Origin of the sequence: Curtobacterium sp. MCBA15_012, assembly GCF_001864935.2 — a bacterium.
Taxonomy (GTDB): domain Bacteria; phylum Actinomycetota; class Actinomycetes; order Actinomycetales; family Microbacteriaceae; genus Curtobacterium.
Window position 1 is genome coordinate 3,435,613 of the sequence record NZ_CP126267.1, and the last position, 26,208, is coordinate 3,461,820.

At 72.9% G+C, this 26,208-nt stretch carries 25 protein-coding genes; 7 read left to right on the forward strand and 18 right to left on the reverse strand.

What is annotated here, in order from left to right:
* The first annotated feature begins 155 nt into the window (after window positions 1–155).
* On the forward strand, window positions 156–935 hold the full coding sequence (locus tag QOL15_RS15925; RefSeq protein WP_071246028.1) for an Fpg/Nei family DNA glycosylase: 780 nt from the start codon (window positions 156–158) through the stop codon (window positions 933–935).
* Between the two features lie 106 nt (window positions 936–1,041).
* On the opposite strand, the gene QOL15_RS15930 is transcribed toward QOL15_RS15925, so the two are convergent.
* On the reverse strand, window positions 1,042–1,542 hold the full coding sequence (locus QOL15_RS15930) for a hypothetical protein (protein ID WP_065962064.1): 501 nt from the start codon (window positions 1,540–1,542) through the stop codon (window positions 1,042–1,044).
* A 194-nt stretch (window positions 1,543–1,736) separates the two neighbouring features.
* Window positions 1,737–2,774: an aldo/keto reductase gene (locus tag QOL15_RS15935; protein ID WP_065962063.1), complete on the reverse strand. Its 1,038-nt coding sequence runs from the start codon at window positions 2,772–2,774 to the stop codon at window positions 1,737–1,739.
* 120 nt (window positions 2,775–2,894) lie between these two features.
* On the opposite strand from QOL15_RS15935, the gene QOL15_RS15940 reads away from it, so the two are divergent.
* Window positions 2,895–3,440, forward strand: a complete 546-nt coding sequence (locus tag QOL15_RS15940) for a TetR/AcrR family transcriptional regulator (protein WP_071246023.1) — start codon at window positions 2,895–2,897, stop codon at window positions 3,438–3,440.
* A 79-nt stretch (window positions 3,441–3,519) separates the two neighbouring features.
* Here the strand turns inward: QOL15_RS15940 and QOL15_RS15945 are convergent, their stop codons facing one another.
* A complete protein-coding gene (locus QOL15_RS15945) occupies window positions 3,520–4,485 on the reverse strand; it encodes a LysR family transcriptional regulator ArgP (RefSeq protein WP_370692413.1) in 966 nt (321 codons plus the stop codon).
* Between the two features lie 22 nt (window positions 4,486–4,507).
* Between QOL15_RS15945 and QOL15_RS15950 the strand changes: the two genes are divergently transcribed.
* Entirely contained in the window at window positions 4,508–5,386 is an 879-nt protein-coding gene (locus tag QOL15_RS15950) for a LysE/ArgO family amino acid transporter (RefSeq protein WP_139197335.1), read from the forward strand.
* A 215-nt stretch (window positions 5,387–5,601) separates the two neighbouring features.
* Here QOL15_RS15950 and QOL15_RS15955 read toward each other — a convergent pair whose 3' ends face one another.
* From QOL15_RS15955 to QOL15_RS15975, 5 genes are all read right to left on the reverse strand, one after another.
* Entirely contained in the window at window positions 5,602–7,077 is a 1,476-nt protein-coding gene (locus QOL15_RS15955) for an APC family permease (RefSeq protein WP_065962057.1), read from the reverse strand.
* A 216-nt stretch (window positions 7,078–7,293) separates the two neighbouring features.
* On the reverse strand, window positions 7,294–8,166 hold the full coding sequence (locus QOL15_RS15960; protein ID WP_083393869.1) for a hypothetical protein: 873 nt from the start codon (window positions 8,164–8,166) through the stop codon (window positions 7,294–7,296).
* Window positions 8,167–8,258: 92 nt separating this feature from the next.
* Window positions 8,259–9,080 carry an alpha/beta fold hydrolase gene (locus QOL15_RS15965; RefSeq protein WP_071246019.1) on the reverse strand — a complete coding sequence of 274 codons (822 nt, stop codon included), beginning with the start codon at window positions 9,078–9,080 and terminating at the stop codon, window positions 8,259–8,261.
* A 150-nt stretch (window positions 9,081–9,230) separates the two neighbouring features.
* On the reverse strand, window positions 9,231–9,743 hold the full coding sequence (locus tag QOL15_RS15970) for a methylated-DNA--[protein]-cysteine S-methyltransferase (protein WP_071246017.1): 513 nt from the start codon (window positions 9,741–9,743) through the stop codon (window positions 9,231–9,233).
* On the reverse strand, window positions 9,740–11,341 hold the full coding sequence (locus tag QOL15_RS15975; RefSeq protein ID WP_071246015.1) for an Ada metal-binding domain-containing protein: 1,602 nt from the start codon (window positions 11,339–11,341) through the stop codon (window positions 9,740–9,742). Before QOL15_RS15975 ends, QOL15_RS15970 begins: the two co-directional genes overlap by 4 nt.
* A 179-nt stretch (window positions 11,342–11,520) precedes the next feature.
* Here QOL15_RS15975 and QOL15_RS15980 point away from each other — a divergent pair, with 179 nt between their 5' ends.
* The gene (locus QOL15_RS15980) at window positions 11,521–12,084 is read left to right on the forward strand and encodes a molybdenum cofactor biosysynthesis protein (protein WP_254784080.1); all 564 of its coding nucleotides are present in this window, start codon (window positions 11,521–11,523) and stop codon (window positions 12,082–12,084) included.
* A 60-nt stretch (window positions 12,085–12,144) separates the two neighbouring features.
* On the opposite strand, the gene QOL15_RS15985 is transcribed toward QOL15_RS15980, so the two are convergent.
* Complete coding sequence (locus QOL15_RS15985; protein ID WP_065962051.1) at window positions 12,145–12,690, reverse strand: type 1 glutamine amidotransferase domain-containing protein; 546 nt, start codon at window positions 12,688–12,690, stop codon at window positions 12,145–12,147.
* A 297-nt stretch (window positions 12,691–12,987) separates the two neighbouring features.
* Between QOL15_RS15985 and QOL15_RS15990 the strand changes: the two genes are divergently transcribed.
* A complete protein-coding gene (locus QOL15_RS15990; protein WP_071246013.1) occupies window positions 12,988–14,709 on the forward strand; it encodes an RNA-binding domain-containing protein in 1,722 nt (573 codons plus the stop codon).
* 3 nt (window positions 14,710–14,712) lie between these two features.
* Here QOL15_RS15990 and QOL15_RS15995 read toward each other — a convergent pair whose 3' ends face one another.
* From QOL15_RS15995 to folE, 4 genes are all read right to left on the reverse strand, one after another.
* Window positions 14,713–15,366 carry an HAD-IA family hydrolase gene (locus QOL15_RS15995; protein WP_083230201.1) on the reverse strand — a complete coding sequence of 218 codons (654 nt, stop codon included), beginning with the start codon at window positions 15,364–15,366 and terminating at the stop codon, window positions 14,713–14,715.
* An 80-nt stretch (window positions 15,367–15,446) separates the two neighbouring features.
* Window positions 15,447–16,199 (reverse strand): pyrimidine reductase family protein, encoded by a 753-nt coding sequence (locus QOL15_RS16000; RefSeq protein WP_071246011.1) that lies wholly within the window; start codon window positions 16,197–16,199, stop codon window positions 15,447–15,449.
* Window positions 16,196–17,134 carry a dihydropteroate synthase gene (gene folP, locus QOL15_RS16005; RefSeq protein WP_071246010.1) on the reverse strand — a complete coding sequence of 313 codons (939 nt, stop codon included), beginning with the start codon at window positions 17,132–17,134 and terminating at the stop codon, window positions 16,196–16,198. Before folP ends, QOL15_RS16000 begins: the two co-directional genes overlap by 4 nt.
* Window positions 17,131–17,742: a GTP cyclohydrolase I gene (gene folE, locus QOL15_RS16010; protein ID WP_253181628.1), complete on the reverse strand. Its 612-nt coding sequence runs from the start codon at window positions 17,740–17,742 to the stop codon at window positions 17,131–17,133. The genes folP and folE overlap by 4 nt, the downstream gene beginning before the upstream one ends.
* Before the next feature lie 150 nt (window positions 17,743–17,892).
* Here folE and QOL15_RS16015 point away from each other — a divergent pair, with 150 nt between their 5' ends.
* Window positions 17,893–19,371 carry an NCS2 family permease gene (locus QOL15_RS16015; RefSeq protein ID WP_071246008.1) on the forward strand — a complete coding sequence of 493 codons (1,479 nt, stop codon included), beginning with the start codon at window positions 17,893–17,895 and terminating at the stop codon, window positions 19,369–19,371.
* A 124-nt stretch (window positions 19,372–19,495) separates the two neighbouring features.
* On the opposite strand, the gene QOL15_RS16020 is transcribed toward QOL15_RS16015, so the two are convergent.
* The 3 genes from QOL15_RS16020 to QOL15_RS16030 all read right to left on the reverse strand — a co-directional run bounded on the left by QOL15_RS16020 (window position 19,496) and on the right by QOL15_RS16030 (window position 22,015).
* The gene (locus tag QOL15_RS16020) at window positions 19,496–19,960 is read right to left on the reverse strand and encodes a hypothetical protein (protein ID WP_065962042.1); all 465 of its coding nucleotides are present in this window, start codon (window positions 19,958–19,960) and stop codon (window positions 19,496–19,498) included.
* 208 nt (window positions 19,961–20,168) lie between these two features.
* The gene (locus tag QOL15_RS16025) at window positions 20,169–21,446 is read right to left on the reverse strand and encodes an MFS transporter (RefSeq protein ID WP_071246007.1); all 1,278 of its coding nucleotides are present in this window, start codon (window positions 21,444–21,446) and stop codon (window positions 20,169–20,171) included.
* Window positions 21,443–22,015, reverse strand: coding sequence for a transcriptional regulator (locus QOL15_RS16030; protein ID WP_071246006.1), 573 nt, complete (start codon window positions 22,013–22,015; stop codon window positions 21,443–21,445). The genes QOL15_RS16025 and QOL15_RS16030 overlap by 4 nt, the downstream gene beginning before the upstream one ends.
* Before the next feature lie 97 nt (window positions 22,016–22,112).
* Here QOL15_RS16030 and QOL15_RS16035 point away from each other — a divergent pair, with 97 nt between their 5' ends.
* Window positions 22,113–22,637 (forward strand): DUF1697 domain-containing protein, encoded by a 525-nt coding sequence (locus QOL15_RS16035; RefSeq protein ID WP_065964301.1) that lies wholly within the window; start codon window positions 22,113–22,115, stop codon window positions 22,635–22,637.
* Between the two features lie 15 nt (window positions 22,638–22,652).
* Here the strand turns inward: QOL15_RS16035 and QOL15_RS16040 are convergent, their stop codons facing one another.
* On the reverse strand, window positions 22,653–23,420 hold the full coding sequence (locus QOL15_RS16040; protein ID WP_083393886.1) for an SDR family NAD(P)-dependent oxidoreductase: 768 nt from the start codon (window positions 23,418–23,420) through the stop codon (window positions 22,653–22,655).
* Window positions 23,421–23,649: 229 nt separating this feature from the next.
* Window positions 23,650–26,160, reverse strand: a complete 2,511-nt coding sequence (locus QOL15_RS16045; RefSeq protein ID WP_065964303.1) for a glycoside hydrolase family 65 protein — start codon at window positions 26,158–26,160, stop codon at window positions 23,650–23,652.
* Window positions 26,161–26,208 lie beyond the last annotated feature (48 nt).

The following is a 26,208-nucleotide window of genomic DNA, read 5'->3' on the forward strand; positions in this document are numbered from 1 at the left end:
CGCGATCGACGCGATCCGCGCCCTGCGGACGCGCGCTGCGCACGCGACCGACGGGACCGACCCGACCCGCGCCTCCCGGCCGCGCCGCGCGCACGCGACCCGCGGGACCGACCCGACCACCCGCCGTCCCACACCGACCACTCCGGGGGTGCTCCGTGCCCGAGGGTGACACCGTCTTCCGCGCGGCCCGACGCCTGCACACCGCGCTCGCGGGCAAGGTGCTGACGCGCTCCGACTTCCGTGTGCCGGCGTACGCGACGCTCGACCTCGTCGGCCGCACCGTCGACGAGGTGGTCCCCCGCGGCAAGCACCTGCTCCACCGGATCGGCGACCTGACCGTGCACTCGCACCTCAAGATGGAGGGTCGGTGGGACGTCTACGCGCCCGGCGAACGCTGGCGCCGGCCGGCGCACCAGGCGCGCGCGGTCCTCGACGCGGAGGACGTCTCGACCGTCGGCTTCACGCTCGGCGTCCTCGAGGTCGTGCCGCGCGACCAGGAGTCCGAGGTCGTCGGGCACCTCGGGCCGGACCTGCTCGGTCCGGACTGGGACGCCGACGTCGCGCTCGCGAACCTCACGGCCGACCCCGCGCGGCCCGTCGGCCTGGCGTTGCTCGACCAGCGGGTGCTCGCCGGGCTCGGCAACGTCTACCGCAACGAGCTCTGCTTCCTGCGCGGGGTGCTGCCCACGCGACCGGTCGGCCAGGTTCCGGACCCGGCACGGGTCATCGCGTTGGCGAGCCGGCTCATCCTGGCGAACCGGGACCGGAACGCCCGCGTGACGACCGGCGTCGACCGGCCCGGACGACGGTTCTGGGTGTACGGCCGGGCGGGCAAGCCGTGCCTGCGGTGCGGGACGCCGATCCGGCACGGCGAGCTCGGCGACTCCGAGCTGACGCTGCGGGACACCTACTGGTGCCCGCGCTGCCAGACCTGAGGATCACGTCCCGGGACGGCGCGGGCACGGCCGGGAGGCGCGGCACCGGCCCGGCGAACGGGTCGCGTCGGCAGGTCGGTCGCCTCGTCGCGGGCGGACGGTCGGATCAGCGGTCGGCGGCCTCGACGACGCAGCTCTCGACGCGCTTCGCCGCGTCGGAGTCCTCGCTGAAGGAGTCGGGCGCCGGGGAGGCCGAGCGGCTCTCGTCGGCGGTCGCGTCCTTCGCCGCGGAGTTCACCGCGTAGAGCTCCCCGTCGAACCCGTCCTTCGTCGGGTCCTCGGTGGTCGCCCAGACCGTGACCTCGTCGTCGTTCGCGTCCTTGCTGTCGGACGGGACGATGGATGCGCCGAGGTACCAGCCGCCGTCGGCCTTCGTCACGTTCGCGAACTCGGTGGTGTCGTGCGGGCCGACCGCCGTGCCGATCGCGTCGACCGCGGCGCTGGAGGCGACCCCGCAGTCCGACGCCGACTGCGACTTCTCCTCGGAGCCCGGGACCTTGCCGACCGGGTCGATGTTCTGCGCGCCGCCGGGGTCGCACGCCGTGAGCAGCAACGCGATGGTGGCGGCACCGAGCAGCGCCGTGGTGGTCTTCGCTCGCAGGTTCATGGGCCGGACGGTAGGCGCACGGGGGTGTGCGGTGCCGCAGACCGTCCGGGAAGCGAACGCCGCCCGGGCCACCGCAGCCGGGGGAGGCAGCGTCGGCAGGTGCGCGCGGCGGAGTGTCGCCGCTCGCACCCGCCGATGCCGCCGTCCCCGACGCAGGTGGCGCGCTGGGTGCGCGTCGGCACGGGCACCGGGCGTCAGACGGCGGCGGGACGCTCCCCGAGGGGTCGGCGGCGCAGTTCCGGCCGGAGGAGCGCCGGCGGCTCGTACTGCTGGTCGAGCCGACGGACGTCGGTGCCGGGCGGGACGATCGCGTCGATGCGGTCGAGCACCTCGTCGGACAGGACCACGTCGGCCGCGGCGAGCAGGTCGTCGAGCTGTTCAGACGACCGCGGTCCGATGAGGGCGCTGGTCACCCCCGGGTGGGCGATCGCGAACGCCAGGGCGAGGTGGGTCATCGGGATGCCGGTGTCCTCGGAGAGTGCGACGACCTGCTCGACCGCGTCGATCCGCCGCTCGTCCTGGTCGTGGCGGAACATGCCGACGCGAGCGAGGTCGGTCTCCTGTCCACGACGGAACCGGCCCGTGAGCATCCCACCCGCGAGCGGGCTCCAGACGAGCGTGCCCATGCCGTACCGCTGGGCGACCGGCAGGACCTCGCGCTCGATGCCGCGGTTGAGGATCGAGTAGGTGGGCTGTTCGGTGCGGAAGCGCTCGAGGCCGCGACGTTCCGAGGTCCACTGCGCCTCGACCTGCATCGACGCCGGGAAGTCCGAGCTGCCGATCATCCGGACCTTGCCGCTCCGCACGAGGTCGGTGAGGGCGGACAGCGTCTCCTCGAGGTCGACCGTGTCGTCGGGCCGGTGCGCCTGGTACAGGTCGATGTGGTCGGTCTGCAGGCGGCGGAGCGAGTCCTCGACCGCGCGGGTGATCCAGCGACGGGAGTTGCCACGACGGTTCGGGTCGTCGCCCATCGGGCCGTTGAACTTGGTGGCGAGGACCACGTCGTCGCGTCTGCCGGCGAGCGCCTTGCCGAGGAGGACCTCGGATCCGCCCTGGGAGTAGCGGTCGGCGGTGTCGATGAGGTTGATGCCGGCGTCGAGTGCACGGTGGACGATGCGGATCGAGTCCCGTTCGTCGCCGTTGCCGATCCGGCCGTCGGTGCCGAGCATCATGGCCCCGAGGGCGAGCGGGCTCACCTGGACACCGGTCCTGCCGAGGGTGCGGTACTGCACGGGATGCCTCCTGTCCGTGGCGTCCCGAGCTCCGGTGTCCTATCGTGGTCCGAAGTGGAACGCTCTTCCGGAAGCATACGGAACGGCTTTCCGTTTACGCAACCCCCGATCGGAGGACCCGTGCGCGCCGACGCCCGCCGCAATCTCGACGCCCTCGTCGACGCCGCTCGCGAGGTCTTCGCCGAACACGGTGTCGACGCCCCGGCGAAGGTGATCGCGGACCGGGCCGGGGTCGGGGTGGGCACGCTCTACCGGCACTTCCCGTTGCGGTCCGACCTGGTCGTCGCGGTCTTCCGGCAGGCCGTCGAGGACTGCGCGGACGCCGCCGGGACGCTCAGCGCGGAGCACGCACCGGACGAGGCGCTCGCGCTGTGGCTCCGTCGGTTCACGGGGTTCGTCGCGACGAAGCGGGGGCTCGCCGCCGCGCTGCAGTCGGGCGACCCGGCGTTCGAGGGGCTGCACCCCTACTTCATCGATCGCCTCGGCGGCGCGCTGACCGGGCTCCTCGACGCCGCGTCGGCCGCCGGGTCCATCCGCAACGACCTCGACGCCACCCAGCTCCTCCGTGCGGTCGCAGACCTGTGCCACGGAGCGCCCACGACCGAACAGAGCCAGCACCTCGTCGGGCTGCTCGTCGACGGGCTGCGCTGGCGGGCGACCGCCTGACGGCTCGCGCCGGTCCGGCGCCGACCCGGCCGGGGAACAGGACCCGCGCCGCAGTCGAGCGTGGCGGTGGGCCGACCGCTCAGGCGGGCTGGTGCAGGCGCTCGCGGACCGTCGAGCGCACGGCGTCCGTCACGCGCTCGAGCAGCGGCGACGCCAGGTTCCACCGCTGCCACCACAGGGCGACGTCGGCGCGGCGTCCGGGGGTCAGCTCCACGAGCGAGCCGTCCCGCAGGCCCGCGGTGCACTGGGCCTCGGGCAGCAGCCCCCAGCCGAAGCCGAGCACGACCGCACGCGCGAAGTCCGCCGAGGTCGGGACGAAGTGCCGCGGACCCTGCGGCGCGTGGCCGAGCACCCGTCGCAGGTACCCCTGCTGCAAGTCGTCGTCGCGGTCGTAGTCGACGAGCGGCACCCGGTCGAGCCGTGCCGTCATGCGGCGTTCGGTGTCCGCACCCCCGAGGTAGCGGGCGACGAACGCCGGGGAGGCCACGGCCCGGTACCGGTCGACGCCGAGCGGGACCGAGGAACAGCCCTGCACCGGGTCCGCCTCGGCCGTGACCGCCGCCATGACGGTGCCGGCACGGAGGAGCTCCGCCGTCCGGTCCTGGTCGGCGCGGTGCAGGTCGAACACGACCTCGGTGTCGGCCCGGACCAGGGCGAGCGCGTCGAGGAACCACGTCGCGAGGGTGTCCGCGTTCACGGCGAGCGGGATCGACGGGACCCCCTCGGCGTCGGTGCCGCCACCGCCGAGCGCCCGCTCCGTCTCGTCGTCGAGGAGTCGGGCCTGCCGCGCGTGCCGGAGGACGACCTCGCCGTCGGCGGTCGGCGCGACGGGCGTGGTCCGCTGGAGCAGGACCCGGCCGAGCTGCTGCTCCATCGCCTTGATGCGCTGCGACACCGCGGACGGCGTGATCGACAGGGCACGCGCCGCGGCGTCGAGCGTGCCGTGGTCGACGGCGGCGAGCAGGGTCTCGAGGTGGTCGCGGTGCAGCCGGAGCATGCAGCGCAGCTTACGGTGCTGCAGGAACGTGAGCTGGACTGCATTCACGCGCGCTCGTAGCGTCGAGGGCGTGGACATCCTCCTGCCCCTGCTCGCCGGCCTCGGCACCGGTCTCGCCCTCATCGTGGCGATCGGCGTGCAGAACGCGTACCTGCTCCGGCTCGCGGTGAGCACGCCGCTCCGGGTCGTGGTCGCGGCAGTGGCGGTGTGTGCACTCTCGGACGCCGTGCTCATCGTCGCGGGGGTCCTGGGCGTCGGGGTCGTGGTGGAGCGGTTCCCGGTCGCGCTCGTCGTGGTGCGGTTCCTCGGGGCGGCGTTCCTGCTCACGTACGGCGTGCTCGCGGCGCGGCGGGCGCTCCGGCCCTCGGGCGACGCGATGCGGGTCGACCCCGTCGCGGACGACGGGACGCCTGATCTCCCGACCACGGATGACGCGGAGCTGGACGACCGGGGCACGCCCGACGCGGTGCGGGCCGACCGGGCCGCGCCCGACGCGGTGCGGGGCGAGCCGGCCGCGCTGCGGGCCGAGCCGGCCGCGGGCCAGACCGCGGTGGCGCGCGCAGGGGTGGCGGCGACCACCACCGGGACCGCACCGTCGGGGCGGACGCGGGTCGCGCCTCCCGGCCGGACCGTGGCGACCACGCGCACGGCCGTGCCGACGATGCGGACCGCCGTCCTGACCATGCTCGTGTTCACGTGGGCGAACCCGCACGTGTACCTGGACACGCTCGTGTTCCTCGGCTCCGTGGCGAACCAGCAGGGCGTCGACGACCGCTGGTGGTGGACCGTCGGGGCGGTCGCCGCGAGCTGCGTGTGGTTCGGCGCCCTCGGGTTCGGCGGGCGACTGCTCCGGCCGCTGTTCGCGCGTCCGCTGACGTGGCGCGTGTTCGACGGCCTCGTCGCCGTGGTGATGCTGTCGTTCGGCGCGCTCCTGGCCGTCGGGGCGTAGCCGGGCCCTGGCCTGGGCTGGGCTGGGCTGGGCAGGGCAGGGCAGGGCCGTGGCGCGACGTGGCGCGACGTGCTGCCGCACAACAGAAAGCACCTCGCGCCACGGCGATCCGTGGTGCGAGGTGCTTCCCGTTGTGCCCGAGCGCGGCAGGCCGGGCGAACGCGGCCGTCCCGGCGAGCGCGGCAGGCCGGCACGACGGCCGCCCCGGCCGCCCCCTACTGCAGGCCCTTGCCCACCCGGCTGTTCCGGCGGCTGTACCCGAAGTAGATCGCGAAGCCGATGACCAGCCACACGATGAAGCGCAGCCACGTCTCGACCTCGAGGTTGAGCATGAGCCAGAAGCACAGCACCGCCGAGAGGATCGGCAGCACCGGCACCCACGGCACCCGGAAGGCGCGGGGTGCGTCCGGCCGGGTCTTGCGCAGCACGACGATGCCGATCGACACGAGCACGAAGGCCGACAGCGTGCCGATGTTGATCATGCCCTCGAGGCGCTCGACCGCGGTGAACCCGGCGATGAACGCGACGATCACACCGGCGACGACCTGCACGCGCACGGGCGTCTGCGTCTTCGGGTTCGTCTTCGAGAACCAGCGCGGCAGCAGGCCGTCACGGCTCATCGAGAACACGATGCGCGAGAGCCCGAGGAGCAGCACCATGACCACCGTGGTGAGGCCGATGAGCGAGCCGATCGCGATGATGCCCGCGGCCCACGGCAGCCCGACGATGTCGAAGGCCGAGGCGAGCGAGGGGGCGTCCTCCTGCGCGAGCCGCTGGTACGAGACCATGCCGGTGATGACGATGCTGACGCCGATGTAGAGCAGGGTGACGATGCCCAGGCCGATGAAGATGCCGCGCGGCAGGGTCTTCTGCGGGTTCTCGGTCTCCTCGGCGCTCGTCGCGACGACGTCGAACCCGATGAACGCGAAGAAGACGAGCGACGCCGCGGCGAGCAGCCCGAACACGCCGTACTGCGCGGGTGCGGCACCGGTCACGAAGGACACGAGCGACTGCGTGAGGACGCCGCCCTCGGCACCCTTCGTCGGCTCGGCCGGCGGGACGAACGGGGCGAAGTTCGCCGCCTTGACGAAGAACGCGCCGGCGATGATCACGAAGACGACGATCGCGACCTTGATGACCGTGATCACCGCGGACACCCGCGACGACAGCCGTGTGCCGAACGCGAGCAGGAACGTGAACACGCCGACGATCAGGACCGGCCCCCAGGTGAAGCCGATCGGACCGAGCTGGATGGTGTCCGGGACGTCGATGCCGAACACGCCGAACGCGGTGCTCAGGTAGATGCCCCAGTACTTCGCGATCACGGCGCTCGCGGTGAGCGTCTCGAGGATGAGGTCCCACCCGACGATCCACGCGAGCAGCTCGCCCATCGTGGCGTACGTGAAGGTGTACGCGGAGCCGGCGACCGGGATCGTCGACGCGAACTCGGCGTAGCACATGATCGCGAGACCGCACGTGACGGCGGCGAGCAGGAACGAGATGATGACGCTCGGCCCGGCGAAGTTCGCGGCGGCGTTCGCGCCGACCGAGAAGATGCCGGCGCCGACGGCGACCGCGATGCCCATCGCGGCGATGTCGAACGTCTTGAGGGACCGCTTGAGCGAGCGACCCTTCTCCTCGGAGTCGGCGAGGGAGGCCTCGATCGACTTGATGCGGAGCGGTGATGCCATGGGGGTTCCCGTCATCGGCTGGCGGTGGACCCCGTGAGGGTACTGGTGTACCAGCCCGTCACGCAAACGGTGATGTACCGGGGCGGACAGCGGACGGGAGGCGCGGTGCGGCTCGGCGGGCGGGCTGCGGTCCGCCGTCGGGACGGTCCACCGCCGCGGGCTGCGGTCCGCGCCCGGGGCCGCGACCGCGGCCTGTGGGCTACAGGGTCGTGCGGTTCAGGCGCCGCGGCGCCACTCGGCGAGGAAGCGGGCGCCGGCCTCGTCGTGGATGACCCCGGCGGGCGCGGTGAGCACCGGGTACGGCGTCTCCGGGACCCCGTCGGCGGGACGGACATCGACGTGCGCGACGTCGTGGCCGTTCGCGTGCAGCCAGTCCGCCATCGCGTAGTCGCTGCGGGAGTCGCCCATCGTCCGCCAGGTCACGGGGAGCTCGCCGTCCTCGGCCAGCAGCTCGAGGGAGCGCTCGGCGCCCATGTCCTTGCCGGAACGGTCGGACTCCACGTCGGTCGAGATGATCGTCGGGTCCACTCGCCACTGCACGGCACCGGTCGCGTCGGGCCGCACGTCGTCGAGCCGTCGGACACCGAGGCCCCGGCGCTCGAGGGCGGCCATCGCCTTCGCGTCGAACTCGGCCTGGCGGGCGAGGTACGTCGCGTTCGGCACCTCGACGCGCTGCTCGATCGACACCATCGCGCGCTTCGTCTCGTCGAAGAACACCAGGTCGGCGTACTCGTCGCGGACCAGCTCGCGCATCTCGTCGGCGAAGTCCCGCGGGAGGGCGAGGTCCTCGGCGACGGTCAGCTCGCCCGTGCCGCCCTCGTACTGCGGGCCGATCGAGCACCAGACGGCGCCCTTCTCGCACACGGCGTGGACCCGGCCGCCGGCGGCGAGGCCCCCGGCGAGCAGCGGTGCGACGACCTCCTGCCGGATGAAGGCGTCGCTCCGACCGGTGTTGAAGACGATCGGGACGCCCTCGGCGGCGAGCGCGACGAGGTCCGTGACGATCGACTCGATCGCGATGGTCCGGGTCACGGGGCTGGCGAGGGGGCCGTCGACGTCGAGCAGCAGGCCGAGGCGGGGAGCAGTCACGGCCCCATCCTCTCGCAGTCGAGAGGCGATCGGGCGCGGGCAGCGGCTGACGGCCGACGGCAGACGGCCGAGTACGACCGACGCCCACAGGCTCAGCCGGCTGCGCCCACCCCGGCGAACCGGTCGACCAGGTCGGCGAGCACCGCCGGGTCCGGCACGTGGCCCTGCCCGTGGACGACGAGGTGCCGCGACCCGGGCACGGCCTCGGCGAGCGCGGCGGCTGCGGCGCGCATCCAGTCGGGGCTCGCGTCACCCGCAGCGACGAGGACCGGGACCCCGATCGAGGAGGCCACCCGCTCGGGGACGGCCAGGCCGCCGAGCACCCGGACGTCCCGGGCGAGCACGTGCGCGTCGGTCAGGAGCGCCCGCCACAGACCGGACCGCAGCCGCAGCGCGGTGACGTGCCCCATCGGCAGGCCGAGCACCTGACCGAGGAACGCGCGGACCGCCTGCGCCCGTCGGCCCGCGGCGACGTGCTCGTCCAGGGCGTCTGCGAACAGGACGTCGTCGGCGTGCGGGTCGACGGTCGCGCGGTACGGCGGTTCCCAGAGCACGGCACGTCGGATCGGGACACCGGCGGCGAGGGCACGGACGAGGAGTCCGGCACCGACGCACGTGCCCAGCGCGTCGACCGGCCCCTCGACCGAGGCGACGACCGCCGCGACGTCCTCGACCTCGCGCTCGATCGACCACGGCAGGGTGTCGCCGCTCGCGCCGCGCCCACGGCGGTCGACCGTGACGACCCGGTAGCGGTGGCGGAGGGTGTCGACGAGTGCGTCGAGGGCCGGGGTCCCGTGGTGGTCCCACGCCCCGCCGAGGACGAGCAGTGTCGGCCCGGTACCGGACTCCGAGACGGCGAGGACCGTCCCGTCCCGGGAGACGACCGTGCGGTCGAGGGGCCGGTCGACGTGCATGGTGTCCTCGTGGTCGTTCGGTGGTGCTGCTGCGGGGGTCTTCGGGACGACCGTGCGGGTGTCCCCGAAGCATGACAGGCCCCCGCTGTGCCGTCACCACCCGCGTCCAGGGGGAGACCGACCGCACCGTCCGCACCCGCACGGCCCCGGTCAGACCAGCGCCGTGACCCCCACGGACTCCCGCTCGAGCAGCGACCGCTTGACGTCGAGCCCCCACGCGAACCCGCCGAGGCTGCCGTCCGACCGCAGCACCCGGTGGCACGGCACGAACAGCGCCGGGGCGTTCCGCGCGCAGACGCTGGCCGCGGCGCGCACCGCATCGGGTCGGCCCATCGCCGCCGCGAGCTCGGTGTAGGTCAGGACGGTGCCGGCCGGGATCGCCCGGAGCTGACGCCACCCCTCGGTGAACAGCTCGGTGCCGGCCTGCCGCACCGGGACCTGCATCGCGTGCTCGACCTCGCCCGCGTAGAACGCGTCGACCGCCTCGGCAGCGGCGACCCGGCCGTCGGTGATGCGCTCGGGACGGTGCCGTTCGGCGAGCCGACCGACGATGCGCGCGGCGTCGTCGGTCCACCCGGAGGCGAGGACGCGCCCGTCGGCGTCCTCGAGCACGGTGAAGGGGCCGTCGGGGGTGTCCAGCGTCTGGATGGTCGCGTCGTTCATCGGGGGTCCTCCTGCGGGGTCGTCGTCGTGGTCGTCGTGGTCGCACCGGTCGGCACCGCGACCGTCGCCGCGGCCCGCTCGGCGGCGGCACCCGCGCGGTCGACGATCGGTCGCCAGCAGTGCATCGTCAGGTAGCTCCGCCACGGCGCCACCTGCTCCGACCGTAGGGACAGCTCGCGCGTCGCACCGGGCAGCCCGAGTTCCTGTGCACCGTTCCGCACCGCGAGGTCGCTGTGGAGGAAGACGTCCGGGTGGTGGCGGACCCGCAGCGCGACGTAGTCGGCGGTCCACGGCCCGATGCCCTTCACCGCGAGGAGCCCGGACCGCAGCTCGTCGAGGGACTGCCCGGCGTCGACCACGAGCGACCCGTCGGCGAGCGCCGCAGCCACCCGCAGGATCGTCTCCACACGGGCCGTGGGGCCGCGCAGGACCTCGCGACCGCGGGCGGCGATCGTCGCGGCGTCCGGGAACAGCAGCCCGCCGGGCAGGATCTCCTCGGCGACCGGGGTACCGAGCGCCGCGACGAGCCGGGTCTGCGCCGTCCGGGCCGCCGCCACCGACACCTGTTGGCCGATCAGGGTGCGGAACAGCACCTCGTGCGCGTCGACGTGGCCGGGCAGTCGGATCCCGGGCACCCGGTCGACGGCCGCGGACAGCTCCGGCAGGGTGGCGAGCACCGCGTCGACGGCCAGCGGGTCCGCGTCGAGGTCGAACAGCGACCGCACCCGTGCCACGAGCGTCGGGAGGTCGGACAGGGTGGTGAGCCGCACGCGGAGGGCGACCCCGGTGCGCCCCGCGCGCGACCCGGCCCCGTCGGGGACCGCAGCGGAGGCGGTGAAGCGGGCCGGGCCTCCCGGCAGTGCCACCAGCCGTCCGTAGGCGGTGACCCGCCCCGCGGCGTCGCGGTCCACCTGCTCCAGCCCGGGCAGGGCGTGCAGCGCGTGCCAGTCGAGCAGGCCCTGCACGTCGAACGGCGCACGTGCGGGCAGGTGCACGTGCAACCAGCCGTCCGTCGCGGGCTGCAGGACCCGTCCGGCCCGCAGGGCGGTCGGCGTGACGGCGAAGACCTCGCGCACGGTGTCGTTGAACTGCCGCACGCTCGCGAACCCGGCCGCGAAGGCGACGTCGGCGACGGGCAGGTCCGACGAGGTGAGGAGCGTCCGCGCGGTCTGCGCCCGGTGCGCCCGGCTGAGCGCCTTCGGTCCGGCGCCGAGCTCCGCGGTCATGATGCGACCGAGCTGCCGTTCGGAGTAGCCGACGCGTGCCGCGAGGCCGGGGACGCCCTCCCGTTCGACGACGCCGTCGAGGACCAGGCGCATCGCCCGGCCGGCGACGTCCTCGCGCAGGTCCCACTCCGGGCTGCCGGGGGTCGCCTCGGGGAGGCAGCGCTTGCAGGCGCGGAAGCCGGCGAGGTGCGCGGCGGCGCTCGTGCGGTAGAACGTGACGCCCGTCTCGCGCGGGGTGCGGGCGGGGCAGCTCGGTCGGCAGTAGATCCCCGTGGAGTGCACCGCCGTGACGAACTGGCCGTCGAAGCGGGCGTCGCGCGAGGCGACCGCGCGGTACCGCTCGGCGTGCGTGGCGTCCGTCGTGGTGCTCATGCGCTCAGCCTGGCACGGGCCCCCGACGGCCACCGGCGGGAATCGGACACGGCAGCGTGGGCGGGGAGGGCAGGGCGCGACGCCGTCGGCGCGGGCCTGGCGGCCGGGGGCCGTCCCGTCGGCGCGCGTCCCGGGGCGGTCGCCGGGGGACGGACGGGAGGCGCGGCTAGCGTGGACGCGTGACGAGCGTGGACGACGTGGCCGGCCCCGGCGACCTGCCGTGCACGACCGACGTCGAGGTCGCACTGCTGCTGGTGTCGCCCCGGCACCGGTACGCGGGGCGCCCGGCGGACGGTGCGCTGCCTGCGGAGGGACCGGAGCTGGTGGACCGGGTCGTGCTGCGTGCGGGGCTCGGCATCGTGGGCGACCGGTACTTCGCCGCACGGGCGCACGTGCACGCGTCGGTCACGGTCGTCGGGCTCGAGGGCCTCGAGGACGTCGCCCGCGCGGTCGGCGCCCCGGTCGACCCGGCGGCGACCCGGCGCAACGTGTTCCTGCGCGGCGCCGACGTCGAGGCGCTCCGTGGGGAGCCGTTCTCGCTGCAGTGCGCCGGCGAGGACCCCGTGCTGTTCCGCGGGTACCGCGCGGCGAACCCCTGCGCGTGGATGGACCACGAGGTGGCGCCGGGGGCGTTCCGGGCGATGCGCGGGCACGGGGGCGTCCGCTGCGAACCGGGGTCGGACGGCGTGCTGCTGCTCGGCCCGGCGGTGCTGCGGACGGCGCGGCCGGTCGCGCTCGGGTGAGGACGACCGGCCGCGCCGTGTCACGGGGTCAGGCCGTGCGGGCCTGGCAGCGACGCGGGGTCAGGCGGTGAGCGCCTGCTCGATCGCGTCGACGAACGCCGGCAGGTCGTCGGGGTTGCGCGAGGTGATGAGGCCGCCGTCGACCTGCACCTCACGGTCCACCCACTCGGCACCGGCGTTCCGCACGTCGGTCTGCAGCGACGGGAACGAGGTGATCGTCTTCCCCGAGACGACGCCGGCCTCGATGAGGGTCCACGGGCCGTGGCAGATCGCGGCGACGGGCTTGCCCGCCTCGGCGAACGCCTTGACGAGCGCGACCGCGTCGGCGTCCTGGCGGATGGTGTCGGCGTTGATCGTGCCGCCCGGGACGACCAGCGCGTCGTAGTCGCCCGCGCCGCTGACACTCCCGATGGTGGTGTCGACGGAGACCGACTTCCCCGGGTCCTTGTCGCCGACGAGGGTCTCGATCGAGCCGGACTCCTGCGCCGCGACGGTCACGTCCGCGCCGCGCTCGCGCAGCTGGTCGGTGGGGACGACGATCTCGTCCTGCTCCACGCCGTAGTTCGTCGCGATGACGAGGATCTTCTTGCCGTCGAGGGATGCCATGGTCGCTCCTTCCGCGGCCGAGCTCCCGGCCGCACACGCCTGCCGGGGGTTCCGACAGCTGCCGCGCGCCGGGCTCGCCCCGGTCACGCGCGCGGCCGTGGTCCCGGCCGCGGGCTCCACGGTCGTCGGCGTGCCCTGGACGCGTTCGCAGTCCGGAGCCGACGCTCAGCCGCGGACGCGGAAACCGGCCCCCTCGGGCGTGACGGTGAGCCCGTCGTACCCCGTGATGCACTGTCGCCTGTTCCAGTTTGGGGCTGGTCAGAAAATCTCACTCGACCCAAAGGATGCTCAAACTCCATGGTCCACGTCGAATCGCTGCTCGCTCAGATCCACGACGCGCAGGCCACGGCGAACGAGCTCGAGAACGAGACCCTCGACTTCAAACGCGAACAGAAGTCCAAGCAGGACACCGCGCACGACATGGCGGATGCTGCGGCATGCTTCGCGAACGCGACCGGAGGGACGATCGTCCTGGGAGTCGCAGACGACGTCAAGGGGCCCGCCGCGTTCATCGGAACCGACCTCGACCCCACGTACCTCCGTCGACGGATCTACGACGTGACGCGCCCGTCCCTCGACGTGTCGGTGCAGCCGCTGACCCACCACGGCGTGACGTTGCTGGTGATCGAGGTTCGAGAGGGACTCGAGGTCTACTCCTCCCGACAGAAGATGCCGACGAAGCGCGTCGGGGACCGCTGCGAGCCGATGAGCACTGCCGACGTGAGCCGCCTCGACGACGAGAGACGTGGTGGGGACTGGAGCGCCGCTTCCTCCTTGCGACCGCTCGCGGACATCGACGGAGATGCTCTGTCCCTGCTCCGGTCGTACGTCCGTCGTTCCTCCAGCACAGCACTGAGCACACTGGCCGGTTCTGGGACCGAGGACCTGCTCGCAGCTCTCGGTCTCGTCCACAGCCCCGGCATCCTCAACCGAGCTGGCGCGATCCTCCTGAGCGCCCCCCGAGACGGTCGCGAGGTCCTGTCGTACCAGCACCGCATCTCTGTAGGAGGCGAAACAGACCTCGGCCGCCGTTGGCACGGCCCGTTGCTGACTGCTTACGCTGAGCTCGTCGCCCTGCTCGAGGCCAGGATCGGTACGACACCGGTGAACCTCCGGTCCGGCCAACAGGTCCAGATCGAGGACTACCCGTTGACTGCGGTTCGCGAGGCGCTGACCAACGCCGTCATGCACGGGGATCACCGCGACCATCAGCCCATCCAAGTGGAGCACTCGCCCGAAGCCCTGACGATCATGTCGCCCGGAACGCTGGTTCCGGGGATCTCGCCCGAGAACATCCTCACCCATCCACCGAAGTCTCGGTTCCCTGCTCTCGCGGATGCTCTCCGCTCGCTGGGGCTCGCAGAGCGGTGGGGCCAGGGCGTCGATCGCATGTTCCGCGAGATGATCAGGAACGGGAGGTCGGCCCCCACGGTCGGCGTCCGGACGGGCGAGCGGCCTGAGACGATCGTCCAGCTCGCGGGAGGCCCGCCGAACACTCGGATCACGAAGTTCGTCTCTGAGCTGCCCGACCGCGACCAGAACGACACCGACGTTCTTCTTCTCGTCTCGTACCTGACGACCAACAAGACCATCACTGCCGCCAAGCTGGCGACGGTGGTCCAGCGACCCGAAGAAGCCGCTCAGAACCTGTTGACGAGGATCGCCAACGACGAGGAAGGGTTCCTCGAGCCAACGGCTGGCACCAAGAACGCTCGGAAGCCGACCTATCGCTTCCGAGGTTCTTCGATAGCAGCCCTCGGCCCGGCGATCACGTACCAGGCGCGCTCCGACACCGACCGTGCCCGGAAGGTCACGGACCATGTCCGCGAGTACGGAACGGTCAACAACGCCACGGTTCAGCGACTCTTCGACGTGGATGTGTACGCGGCTCGCGATGTGCTGCGCGACCTCGTCGACCAACGGATCCTCGTCCGGGTGAGCGAGCAGAAACGAGGCCCTTCGGTGAAGTACGGCCCGGGCGAATCCTTCCCGGAGAAGGCGTCTCGACGAGCACGATGAGGCTCAGTCGCGGACGCGGAAACCGGCCCCCTCGGGCGTGACGGTGAGCCCGTCGTACCCCGTGATGCGCGGCAGTCCCTCGGTGACCGGGGCGGTGAGGGTGCCGACGACGACGGTCGTGGCCCCGGAGGCCAGCGCGGCCTCGACACCGGCGGGGGCGTCCTCGAACGCCAGGCACTGCTCGGCGGACACCCCGAGCAGGGCGGCCCCGCGGAGGTACCCCTCGGGGTGCGGCTTGCTGCGCTCGGCGTCCTCGGACGGCACGAGGGCCTCCGGCACCGGAACCCCGGCGGCGACCATGCGCTTCACGGCGAGCTCCCGCGGGGCACTCGTCACGAGGGCCACGGGCACGCCGGCGTCGAGCAGGCGCTGCACGAACCCTGCGGCCCCGGGGACCTCGACGATGCCCTCGGTGTAGTCGATCTCCGCGGCGATCATCGTGTCGACGATCGCCCGCTGCTGGGCCGGCGGCAGGTCGGGCAGGAAGCGCTGGACGGTGTCGATCGTCTGGCGGCCGTGGGAGAACCCGAGGATCTCGACCGGGTCGAGGCCGTGCCGCTCGCCGAACCGGGTCCAGGCCGCCTCGACCACGGTGGTCGAGTCGACGAGCGTCCCGTCCATGTCGAACAGGACCCCGGACACCACGACGTCGATCACACGACCGACCCTAGCCGGGTCGACACCGCGGTCGGCAGAGTCGCCGCGCCCGGCGGTCAGGCCAGCGGGCGAGCAGCCGACTAGCGCGCCCGCACCCACCGCGTCAGCAGCACCCCGCCGTCGCCGAGCAGCACGTGCGCCGGACGCATCCGCCGCAGCTCGGGTGACGAGCCGGTCGCGATCCGCGGTCCCGCGCCGCCCTCGAGCGACGGGTCGATCGTCAGCGTCAGCTCGTCCACCGCGTCCGCCGCGACGAGCGCCCCGAGGAACGACGGCCCGCCCTCGCAGTGGACCCGGTCGAGCCCCCGCTCCGCGAGGGCGGCACGCAGCGCACCCACGTCGACGGCCGTGTCGCCGCACTCCACGACGTCCGCCACGCCGGCCAGCGCACGCCCGGAGGACGACGCGGCGCCGGTCCCGGACGTCAGCACGAGCGGCCGCACGGGCGCCTCGGTGAACACCCGCGAGGACGCGTCCACCGACCCCGAGTTCGTCACGATCGCGAACACCGGGTGGTCGGGCATCCCGTGGGCCCGGCGCCACGCGACGTCGGCGTCGTGCAGCACCATCGGGCCGTACTCCTCGTCGCGCACGGTCCCGGCGGCGACGAGCACCACGTCGGCCACCCGGCGGAGCAGGTCGAACACGCGCAGGTCGTCGTCGCCGCCGAGCGCGGCCGTGCGGCCCGAGGCGGACGCCGATCCGTCGAGCGTGGCCACGAAGTTCACCCGCAGCCAGGGCCCGTCCGGCACGTCGGCGGTGTAGCGGGCGAGCAGCTCGTCGTCCGACAGGTCGGCGATCGACGCCGGCAGGGCGGGGGGCAGGTCGCTCACGTGTTGTGCCTCGCTTCCACGGGTTCGCGCCAGCCGAGGACCGCCTCGACCATGCGCATGGCGTCGACGCTCTCGACGACGTCGTGCATCCGGACGATCCGGGCGCCGAGCATCGCGCTCACGGTCGCGGCGGCCAGGGACCCGGACAACCGCTCGCCGCGGGGACGCCCGAGCGACTCCCCCACGAAGTCCTTGTTCGACACCGCGGCGAGCACCGGGTAGCCGAGCGCGACGACCTCGGGCAGACGTCGGGTCAGCTCGAGCGTGTGCACCGTGTTCTTGTTGAGGTCGTGCCCCGGGTCGACGATGATCCGCGACTCGGGGATGCCCGCGGCGAGCGCCCGGTCGACCCGCTCGCGCAGGAAGTCGACGACCTCGCGGCCGATGTCGGCGTAGCGCGGCGGCTCCGGCAGCTGCTGCCGCGGTGGGGCGGTGGAGTGCGTGATGACGATCGTCGCGTCGGAGTCCGCGACGACGGCCGCCATCCGGGGGTCGGACAGGCCGGTCGTGTCGTTGACGACGCTGGCGCCCGCTGCGATCGTCGCGGCGGCGACCTCGGGGCGGAAGGTGTCGACCGAGATCACGACGTCGGACTGCTGTGCGAGCTGGGACACGACGGGCAGCACCCGGTCGATCTCGTCCTCGGCGGAGAGCTCGGGGCCGGGGGCGAACTTCACGCCGCCGATGTCGACCCAGTCCGCGCCCTGCTCGGCGGCGCGCACGGCGGCCTCGACGGCCCGGTCGAGCGCGAAGGTCGCCCCCTTGTCGTGGAACGAGTCCGGGGTGCGGTTCACGATGGCCATCACGGCGACGCGGTGGTCGAAGTCGAAGGTGCGCCGGCCGATGGTCCGGACCGGGTCGCGCAGGTCGGGCACCACCCAGCCGGGTGCGGTGGACCCGGGACGGAGGCCCGTGGTCGGCTGCTCGTGCGTCATGCGTCCGCCTCGTGGTCGGTCCCGGCGCCGGCTCCGGCACCGATCAGTGCGATCGCCTCGGCACGTCCCGCGGCGTCGGCCAGGCTGCCGGTCGCCGCGACGGTCACGGTCGACGAGCCCGACTGCCGTTCGCCACGCGCCGTGACGCACTGGTGCCGGGCGTCGAGCACGACGAGCACCCCCTCGGCGTCGAGGCCCTCGGCGACGGCGGCCGCGACCTGCTCGCCGAGGCGCTCCTGCAGCTGCGGACGCGAGGCGACGGTGTCGAGCACCCGGGACAGCGTCCCGAGGCCGATGAGCTGCTCGCCCGGCGCGTACGCCAGGTGCGCGACCCCGATGAAGGGCAGCAGGTGGTGCTCGCACATCGAGCGGAACCGCACCTCCCGGACGACCACGAGCCGTCCGCGCTCGCCGTCCTCGGAGTGCACGGCGCCGGAGCGGGCGATCGCGGTGGCGTCCACCCCGATGCCGGCGAAGAACTCGGCGTAGGAGTCGGCGACGCGGGCCGGCGTCCGCTCAAGCTCGGGGCGGTCGGGGTCGTCGCCGACGGCGAGGAGGAGCTCACGCACGGCGGCTTCGATGCGCGCGCGGTCCAGACGTTCGTTCACCCGTTCATCCAACACCGCGCCTGGCCGCAGAACGCGACCCGGCACCCGAGGTGCCGTACCCCGTCGAGGCGAGCCGCGCCTCCCGGCCGGTCGTGGTGACCACCGACCAGCGCGACGCGCCGCGCTCCCAGGGTTCTGTAAACTCTCCCGGTGAGCGCCCAGCAGACCGACACCCCGCCCCGGAACCGCTTCGCATCCGGCCTCGACCGCTACTTCTCGATCACGCAGCGCGGGTCGAGCATCCCCCGCGAGGTCCGTGGTGGCCTCGTCTCCTTCGTGACGATGGCGTACATCGTCATCCTCAACCCGCTCATCCTCGGTGGGTTCAGCCAGGACCAGGCGCCGCAGGACGTCCTCGGCGGCTGGCTGCAGAACGCGCAGGTCGCCGCGGCCACCGGCCTCGTCGCCGGTGTCATGACGATCGCCATGGGCCTCGTCGCGAACCTGCCGTTCGGCATCGCCGCGGGGCTCGGGATCAACTCGTTCCTCGCCGTGAGCGTCGTGCACCAGGTGACGTGGGCCGAGGCGATGGGCCTCGTCGTCATCAACGGCGTCGTGATCGTCATCCTGGCGTTGACCGGCATCCGGACGATGATCTTCACGGCCGTGCCCGCGCAGCTCAAGGCCGCGATCACCGTCGGCATCGGCCTGTTCATCGCGTTCATCGGACTCGTCGACTCCGGCTTCGTGCGCACCACGAAGAACGCGTCGCCGCCGCTCCAGCTCGGTGAGGACGGCTCCGTCGCCGCGCTGCCGACCATCGTGTTCCTGATCGGCCTGGTCGTCATCGGCACGCTCATGGCCCGCAAGGTCAAGGGGGCGCTGCTCATCGGCATCGTCGGCACCACGATCGTCGCGATCATCCTGCAGGCGATCTTCCAGGTGCCGACCTCGGTGAGCTCGCCGACCGGCTGGAACCTCAACGCCCCGGGCCTGCCGAACGCGCTGTTCGCCCTGCCCGACCTGTCGCTCGTCGGCCACGCGGACGTCTTCGGTGCCTTCACCCGCATCGGCCCGGTCGCCGCGTCGATGCTCGTCTTCACCCTCGTCTTCACGAACTTCTTCGACGCCATGGGCACGATGACCGGCCTGGCGAAGGCCGCCGGCGTCGCGCACCCGGACGGCACCTTCCCCCGCCTGAAGTCGGCGCTCGTCGTCGAGGGCGTCGGCGCGGTCGCCGGTGGTGGTGCCTCGGTGTCCTCGAACACGGTGTTCATCGACTCCGCGTCGGGCATCGGCGAGGGCGCCCGCACCGGCATGGCCTCGGTCGTCACGGGCCTGCTGTTCCTGGCGTCGATGTTCCTCACGCCGCTGACCCAGGTCGTCCCGCTCGAGGTCGCGGCCGCCGGGCTCGTCGTCGTCGGCGCGCTCATGGTGGCGCAGGTCAAGGACATCGAGTGGACGGACTTCGGTGCTGCGCTGCCGGCGTTCCTGACGATCGTCGTGATGCCGCTGACGTACTCGATCGCGAACGGCATCGGTGCCGGCTTCATCAGCTGGGTGCTCATCAAGCTGCTGTCCGGCCGCGGCCGCGGCCGCGAGGTCTCGTGGCTGCTGTACGTGGTCGCCGCGGGCTTCCTGCTGTACTTCGCGCGGGGGCCGCTCGAGGCGCTGCTCGGGGTGGGCTGAGGCCCGGACCCCGCCGGGTACCGGACGGGCGGTCCCCCGCAGCGCTGTGTCGCTGCGGGGGACCGCCCGTTCTGCGTCCGGTGGGACGGTGCGGTTCCCGCCGGGGCGGTCTGGAGGCGCGGGTTCAGTCGCGCAGGTCGGCCGGCTTGGCCTCGTGGCGGCGTCGGCCGTCGGTGCGCCGGTCCTCCTTCATGCTCGCCTCGTACAGGTGGCGCTTCCCGCCGACGAGCTCGTCGCGAGCGGTCTTCTCGAGCTCCTTGGCGAGGGCGTAGTAGTTGTCGTCGTAGTCCTCGACGATCTGGAACGTCCAGCGCCCGTCGATCACGTTCCGCCCCACCAGCTCGGTGTCGATCCGCTCGGCCAGCTCGGTGTGCCCGGCCTTCCGGAGCTGCTCGACGGCGTCGCCCAGGTTGAGGTCCGCCGTCCCGGTCAGGCGGTGGAACCCGTAGAGCAGGCCGCGGGCGTGCTCGAGCACCTCGACGGCTGCCGACAGCGTGCCGAGGGCCTCGACGGTCGCCTCGGACACCCCCTCCGGCACCACGTGTGCGTCGTCGGGACCCTGGCCGTCGTCGTGTCGCTCGTCAGTCATGCACCACGTCTACCGGAGGGGCGCTCGTGGTGCTCCGAGGGAGTCGGTGCGGCGGGCGGGCGGCGGCGCGGGGTGCTCGCGCACAAGGCAACCCGCGGCGCGGGCGACCCGCGGCGCGGGGTGCTCACGCACAAGAGGAAGCACGTCGCACCACGCGATTCCGTGGTGCGACGTGCCTCCCGTTGTGCGCGCGACAGCGCCGCGCCCCTCACGGCACTGGGACGGGCGGCGACGGGGCCGCCGGCGACGCCGCGGGTCCGCGTTCCATCGCCCGCCACGACCCACCGAGCAGCGGGGTCAGCGTGACGAGGGTGTAGACGACCGCCACCACGCCGAACGTCGCCGTCACCCCGATGCCGTCCGCCGCGATCCCCCCGAAGAGCCCGCCGAGCGGGATGCCCGCCCACGACCCGGCCGACAGCAGGCCGAACACGCGGGCCCGCATCGGTGCCGGGATCCGCTCGAGCTCGACGGCCCCGAGGATCGGGTTGAGCGCCCCGGCAGCGAACCCGGACACCACGCACGCGCCGAGCACCCACGGCAGCCCGAGCCCGAGCGCCGGCACCACGAGCGACGGGCCGCCCGCCAGCACGAAGCAGACCACGAACGTGATCCTGCGCGGGACCCGGTGTGCGACGTACCCGAAGGCGAGCGACCCGAGGAAGGCCGCTCCGCCGAAGGTCCCGCTGACGATGCCGAGGGACTGCGCCCCGTCGAGCACCCGGTCGGCGTAGAGCGGCAGCAGCGCCGTGGAGCGAGCGGCGTCGAGCAGGTTCGTGACGAGCACGAGTGCGATGACGAGGCGGAACAACGGGTCGCGCACGCAGAACCGCAGCCCGGCGGCGAGGTCGCGCCAGTACCCGGCCGACGGTTCCACGGGTGCCGCGTCCGGTGCGGCGCCAGGAGCGGTCGTCGACACTCCGCGGAGCGTCAGCACCGCGAGCACCGCTGCGGCCGCGAACACCACCGCGGTGACCGCCAGCGCCGGCAGCGGCCCGACGGCACCGACGAGGAGCCCCGCCGCCGGCGCACCGAGCAGCACGGAGAACCGCACCGACGCCTCGAAGTGCCCGACGGCCCGTTCGAGCGGGATGCCCGCGGCCGCGGCCAGCCCGGGGAGGAGCACCCGCCGCCCGGACTCCCCCGGGGTGTCGAACAACCCGCCGAGGAACACGAGCACGAGCAGCCCCCACGACGGCAGCCCGACGGTCCAGGCGAGCACCGGGATCGCGGCGAGGGTCAGAGCGCTGACGAGGTCGGACACGACACTCGACCGGACGAAGCCGAACCGCTCGACGAGCACGCCGCCGAACGCCCCACCGAGCACGATCGGGACCGTCGCCGCGAAGGCCGCGATCCCGACGTCGGTCGCCGACCCACCACGCGCGAGCACGACGAACGGCACGGCGATGGTCGTCGCGACGTTGCCCGTGCGCGAGACGACCTGCACCGCGAGGAGCGACCGCAGCCGCCAGTGCGCGTTCACGGCCGGGCCGACCGGTAGCTCTGGACCACTGCCGTCACCCGCTCGGCACCGTCGCCGGCCACGTGCTGATCGCTCACGGCCTCCCACCGGTCGAGCACTGCCTGCAGCTCCGCGCCGAGGTCCCGGAGCTCGTCGACCGTCAGCCGCAGCGCCCGGTCACCGCTGGTGGACGCCGCCACCCACTCGCGCCCCAGCGCCGGCACCGCGTCGATGAAGGCGCGGTACTCGGCGGCGTACGCCTCGGCGACCGTGTGGTCGAGGGCGGAGGCCGCGAGCATCCGCTCGGGGTCGTCGAACGCGTCGGCGAGGTTCCACGACGTGTGCTGCGCGACCGCCCGCCACCAACGCTCGCGCCGGTCGGTGCCGAGCTCCGGGGCCGGTTCGATGAACCCGGCCCCCGCGAGGCGACCGCAGTGGTAGCTGATCGTCCCGGGCGCCTCGTCGACCTGCTCCCCGAGCATCGCGGCGGTCTGCGGCCCGCCGGTACGCAGGAGACCGACGATGCGCAGCCGGGTCGGGTGGGCGAGCGCACGCATGTGCGCTGCGTCGTCGAGTCGTTGGGTGGACATGGCTCGAGCCTAGGTGCACAAGAAACGTTGCGCAATACTTCTTGCGGAACGGACGGGAGGCGCGCCATGCGTCGGTCCCGCACGCTACGGTGCCGACATGGCCAGGTGGGTCGCGCTGCTGCGCGGGGTGAACGTCAACGGGATCACGATCCGGAGCGCCGAGCTCGCGGCGCTGTTCCGGGAGCTCGGGTACACCGACGTCCGGACCGTGCTCGCGTCCGGCAACGTCGTCTTCACGGCAGACGTGGGCGCGGGCGACGCCGGGACGGTCAAGGCGGCCGTCGAGCAGGGGCTCCGCGACCGGTTCGGGTACGACGCGTGGATCGTGCTCGTCCCGCACGACCGGCTCGCGGCGATCGTCGACGGGTTCCCCTTCCCGTCCGGTCCTGATCGGCACGACTACGTCGTGTTCGGCTCGGATGACGCCGCGCTCGACGCGCTGCTCGAGGACCTGACCGTCGACGAGTCGGTCGAGCGGGTGGCCCGCGGCGACGGCGTCGTCTGGTGGTCGTGCCCGAAGGGGTCGAGCACCGACACCGTGTTCGCGAAGCGGGCCGCCGCCGCACGCTTCAAGCGCACGACGACGACCCGCAACACGAACACGCTCCGGAAGCTCCTGTGAGCCCCGGGCGCTCGGTCAGGCCTGGGCGGGCTGCCCGTTGCTCGCCGTGGTCCCACCGTCGACGGGGAGCACCGCGCCGGTGATGTAGCTCGCGGCGTCGCTCGCCAGGAACAGGATCGCGGCGGCGACCTCCTCGGAGCGACCGCCACGGCCGAGGGACACCCGCTCGGCGAAGGCGTGCTGGAGTTCCTCGTCCTCGGCCTGCTGCTGCGTCATGTCGGTCCAGATCAGCCCCGGTGCGACCGCGTTGACCCGCACGCCGAAGTGGCCGTTGTCGAGTGCCGCCGCCTTCGTGAAGTTCGTGACCCCGCCCTTCGCAGCGTTGTACGGGCTCATCCGCCAGTCGGCACCCATGCCGGACACCGACGACGTGTTGACGACGGATCCCTTGGTCTCGCGGAGGAACGGCAGTGCCGCCCGGGTGCCGTAGAAGACGCTCGACAGGTCGGTGTCGATGACGCGCCGCCACTCCTCCGGGGCGATGTCGGTGATGTCCCCCGAGGTGAACGTGCCGGCGTTGTTCACCAGGACGTCGACCCGGTCCCACCGGTCCACGGCGTCGGCGACGATCGTCTCCCACGCTGCCGGATCGGCGACGTCGGCGCGCAACGGCACCGCGCGCCCGGTCGGCAGGCTGTCCGCGACGGCCCGGACCTTGTCCTCGACGCTGTCCACGAGGAGCACGACGGCTCCCTCGTCGACGAACGCCCGTGCCGTGGCCTCACCGATGCCGGAACCGGCTCCCGTGACGATCGCCATCTTGCCCTCGAACCGCTTGTCCATGGTCGTCTCCTCTCGCTGCACGATGCATGCCGCAGGAGTCGCCATCGGCCCGGGGGCACGAGGGACCACGGTGCCCGCCGGCAGCTGGACGCCCGTGGAGGTCGAGCGGACGCCGACCGACGACCGCCCCCGCCGGACGCCACCACGAGCGGAGGCGCGGCGCGGGACCACCCGCACCGCGCCTCCAGGCAGGGCCGTCAGGCCGTCAGGCCGTCAGGCCGTCAGGCCGTCAGGCCGTCGTCTCGTCGACGTCGAACATCCGGTCCAGCGAGATCGTCGGGATCGACGCCGTGATGACGGACCCGTCCGCGCGCAGCGTGCCCTGGATGTCGCTCGTGGTGGGTGCGTGGCCGGACATCCGCGGGCCGTGGTGCGGCAGCGGCACGACGGTCGGCTCCCCCGGCAGCACGTCCCACTGCTGGTTGTGCACCCACGCGGTGAAGCCGTCGCCGGTCTCGACCGTGAACGTCATCGTGGCCTCTTCGAGGTCGACCCGGATGCGCGAACCGTGGATCGTCAGCCGGTAGGTCAGACGCTCCCAGTCCTTCGGCAGCCGCGGGTTGAACGTCATCCGCCCGCCGTGGTCGCGCATGCCCCCGAAGCCGTTGACGAGCGCGCCCCAGATGCCGCCGGTCGAGGCGATGTGCACCCCGTCCGAGGTGTTGCCGTGCAGGTCCGCGAGGTCGACGTACAGCGCCGTGAGGAAGTACTGCGCCGCGAGGTCGTGGTACCCGACCTCGGCCGCCATGATCGACTGCACGACCGCCGACAGCGTCGAGTCCCCGGTGGTCAGGGCGTCGTAGTAGTCGAAGTCGCGGCGCTTCTCGGCGGCGGTGAACTCGTGGCCCTGCAGGAACAGCGCGAGCACGACGTCGGCCTGCTTGAGCACCTGGAACCGGTAGATGACCAGCGGGTGGTAGTGCAGCAGCAGCGGGCGCTTGGACTCCGGCGTGTTCTCGAGGTCCCAGAGCTCCTTGTCGAGGAACTGGGCGTCCTGCGGGTGGATGCCGCGGTGCGGGTCGAAGGGGATCTCCATCGACTCGGCGGCGTGCTCCCACTCGACGACCTCGGACTCCTGGAGCCCGGTCCGCCGGACCATGCGGCCGTACTCCTCGGGGTCGTCGACCGCGAGCTCGTGGCAGGCGTTGACGGCGAACCACAGGTTCGCCCGCGCCATGACGTTCGTGTAGAGGTTGTCGTCGACGACCGTCGTGTACTCATCGGGTCCGGTGACACCGTCGATGTGGAACTTCTTGTCGCCGTTCGACCGCCAGAACCCCAGGTCGGACCACAGTCGCGCGGTCTCGACGAGGATGTCGATCGCGCCGCGCTTGAGGAACTCCCGGTCACCCGAGGCCCGCACGTACTGCATGAGGGCGTGGGCGATGTCCGCATCGATGTGGTACTGCGCGGTACCGGCGGCGTAGTAGGCGCTCGACTCCTCGCCGTTGATCGTCCGCCACGGGAACAGGGCACCGCGTTGGTTCAGCTCACGGGCACGCGACCGCGCGGCGTCGAGCATGTTGTAGCGGAACCGCAGCGCGTTCCGGGCCACGATCGGCGCCGTGTACGACAGGAACGGCAGGACGTAGATCTCCATGTCCCAGAAGTAGTGACCGCCGTACCCGGACCCGGTGACGCCCTTGGCGGCGATGCCGTGCCCGTCGGTCCGGGCGGTCGCCTGCGCGAGCATGTAGAGGTTCCACCGGACGGCCTGCTGGATCTCGGGCTGCCCGGGGATCTCGACGTCGCTCCGGGTCCAGTAGTCGTCCATCCACGCGCGCTGCTTCGCGAACGTCTCGTCGACCGTCTCGGTGCGGGCGCGGTCGAGCGTCCGGTCGCAGCGGTCGGCGAGCTCGCGGGCCGGCACCCCGCGGGACGTGTGGTACACCACGTGCTTCACGAGCCGGGTCGGCACCCCGCGGCGCGCCTGCACCCGGTACACGTGCTTCGCGAGGTCGTCCTCGATCGACGAGGACTCGTCCCAGCTGTTCTCGGTCTCCAGGTGGTGCTCGACACCGACGCAGATCGTCATGCCCGAACTCGCGGCCTGGTAGCCGAGCAGGGAGCGCCCGCCGGTGCTGCGCTTGAGCTTCGGTTCGAGCACGCGCTGCGTGAACGTCTCGGCCTTGCGCGGGTCGAAGGCGTTCGCGGCCGCCCGCATCCCCGCGTGGTACTCGTCCTGGACGTCCTGGCGGTTGAGGATCTGGCTCGAGAGCAGCAGCGATGCGTCACCGTCGAGCACGGTGACCTCGTAGTCGATGACGGCGAGGTGCCGGTCGGTGAAGGACACCAGGCGCTTCGAGCGGATGCAGACCCGCTTGCCGGACGGCGTCGACCACTCGGTCTCGCGGTACAGGTAGCCGCCGCGGAACTCGAGCCGGCGGGTGTGGCGCAGGACGTCGGCCTCGGCGAGGACCAGGGGCTCGTCGTCGACGTACAGCCGGATCACCTTGGCGTCGGGTGCGTTGATGATCGTCTGCCCGGTCTTGGCGAAGCCGAAGGCGTCCTCGGCGTGCCGGATCGGCCAGGTCTCGTGGAACCCGTTGACGTACGTGCCGTACTGCACGCCGCCCCGGCCTTCGTCGAGGTTGCCGCGGAGGCCGAGGTAGCCGTTGCCGACCGCGAAGTTCGTCTCGGCGACGCCCTGCTCGTCGGGCGCGTACTCGGTCTCGACGAGCGCCCACTCGTCGACCGGGTAGCGGACGCGGTCCAGGGGGTCGGAGGTGATGGGGTTCATGCGTGTGTGCTCCGTGGGAGGGAGGTCGTGGGGGTGTCGGGGACGGGA

What these genes read in the sequence shown, in the direction of transcription:
- QOL15_RS16020 (WP_065962042.1), bottom strand. Translation starts at nt 19,960, where the DNA reads ATGACTGACGAGCGACACGACGACGGCCAGGGTCCCGACGACGCACAC.
- QOL15_RS15955 (WP_065962057.1), bottom strand. Translation starts at nt 7,077, where the DNA reads ATGGCATCACCGCTCCGCATCAAGTCGATCGAGGCCTCCCTCGCCGAC.
- QOL15_RS15990 (WP_071246013.1), top strand. Translation starts at nt 12,988, where the DNA reads ATGGTCCACGTCGAATCGCTGCTCGCTCAGATCCACGACGCGCAGGCC.
- QOL15_RS16040 (WP_083393886.1), bottom strand. Translation starts at nt 23,420, where the DNA reads ATGGACAAGCGGTTCGAGGGCAAGATGGCGATCGTCACGGGAGCCGGT.
- QOL15_RS15975 (WP_071246015.1), bottom strand. Translation starts at nt 11,341, where the DNA reads ATGAGCACCACGACGGACGCCACGCACGCCGAGCGGTACCGCGCGGTC.
- QOL15_RS16035 (WP_065964301.1), top strand. Translation starts at nt 22,113, where the DNA reads ATGGCCAGGTGGGTCGCGCTGCTGCGCGGGGTGAACGTCAACGGGATC.
- QOL15_RS15965 (WP_071246019.1), bottom strand. Translation starts at nt 9,080, where the DNA reads ATGCACGTCGACCGGCCCCTCGACCGCACGGTCGTCTCCCGGGACGGG.
- QOL15_RS16030 (WP_071246006.1), bottom strand. Translation starts at nt 22,015, where the DNA reads ATGTCCACCCAACGACTCGACGACGCAGCGCACATGCGTGCGCTCGCC.
- folP (WP_071246010.1), bottom strand. Translation starts at nt 17,134, where the DNA reads ATGACGCACGAGCAGCCGACCACGGGCCTCCGTCCCGGGTCCACCGCA.
- QOL15_RS15985 (WP_065962051.1), bottom strand. Translation starts at nt 12,690, where the DNA reads ATGGCATCCCTCGACGGCAAGAAGATCCTCGTCATCGCGACGAACTAC.
- QOL15_RS16045 (WP_065964303.1), bottom strand. Translation starts at nt 26,160, where the DNA reads ATGAACCCCATCACCTCCGACCCCCTGGACCGCGTCCGCTACCCGGTC.
- QOL15_RS15930 (WP_065962064.1), bottom strand. Translation starts at nt 1,542, where the DNA reads ATGAACCTGCGAGCGAAGACCACCACGGCGCTGCTCGGTGCCGCCACC.
- QOL15_RS15970 (WP_071246017.1), bottom strand. Translation starts at nt 9,743, where the DNA reads ATGAACGACGCGACCATCCAGACGCTGGACACCCCCGACGGCCCCTTC.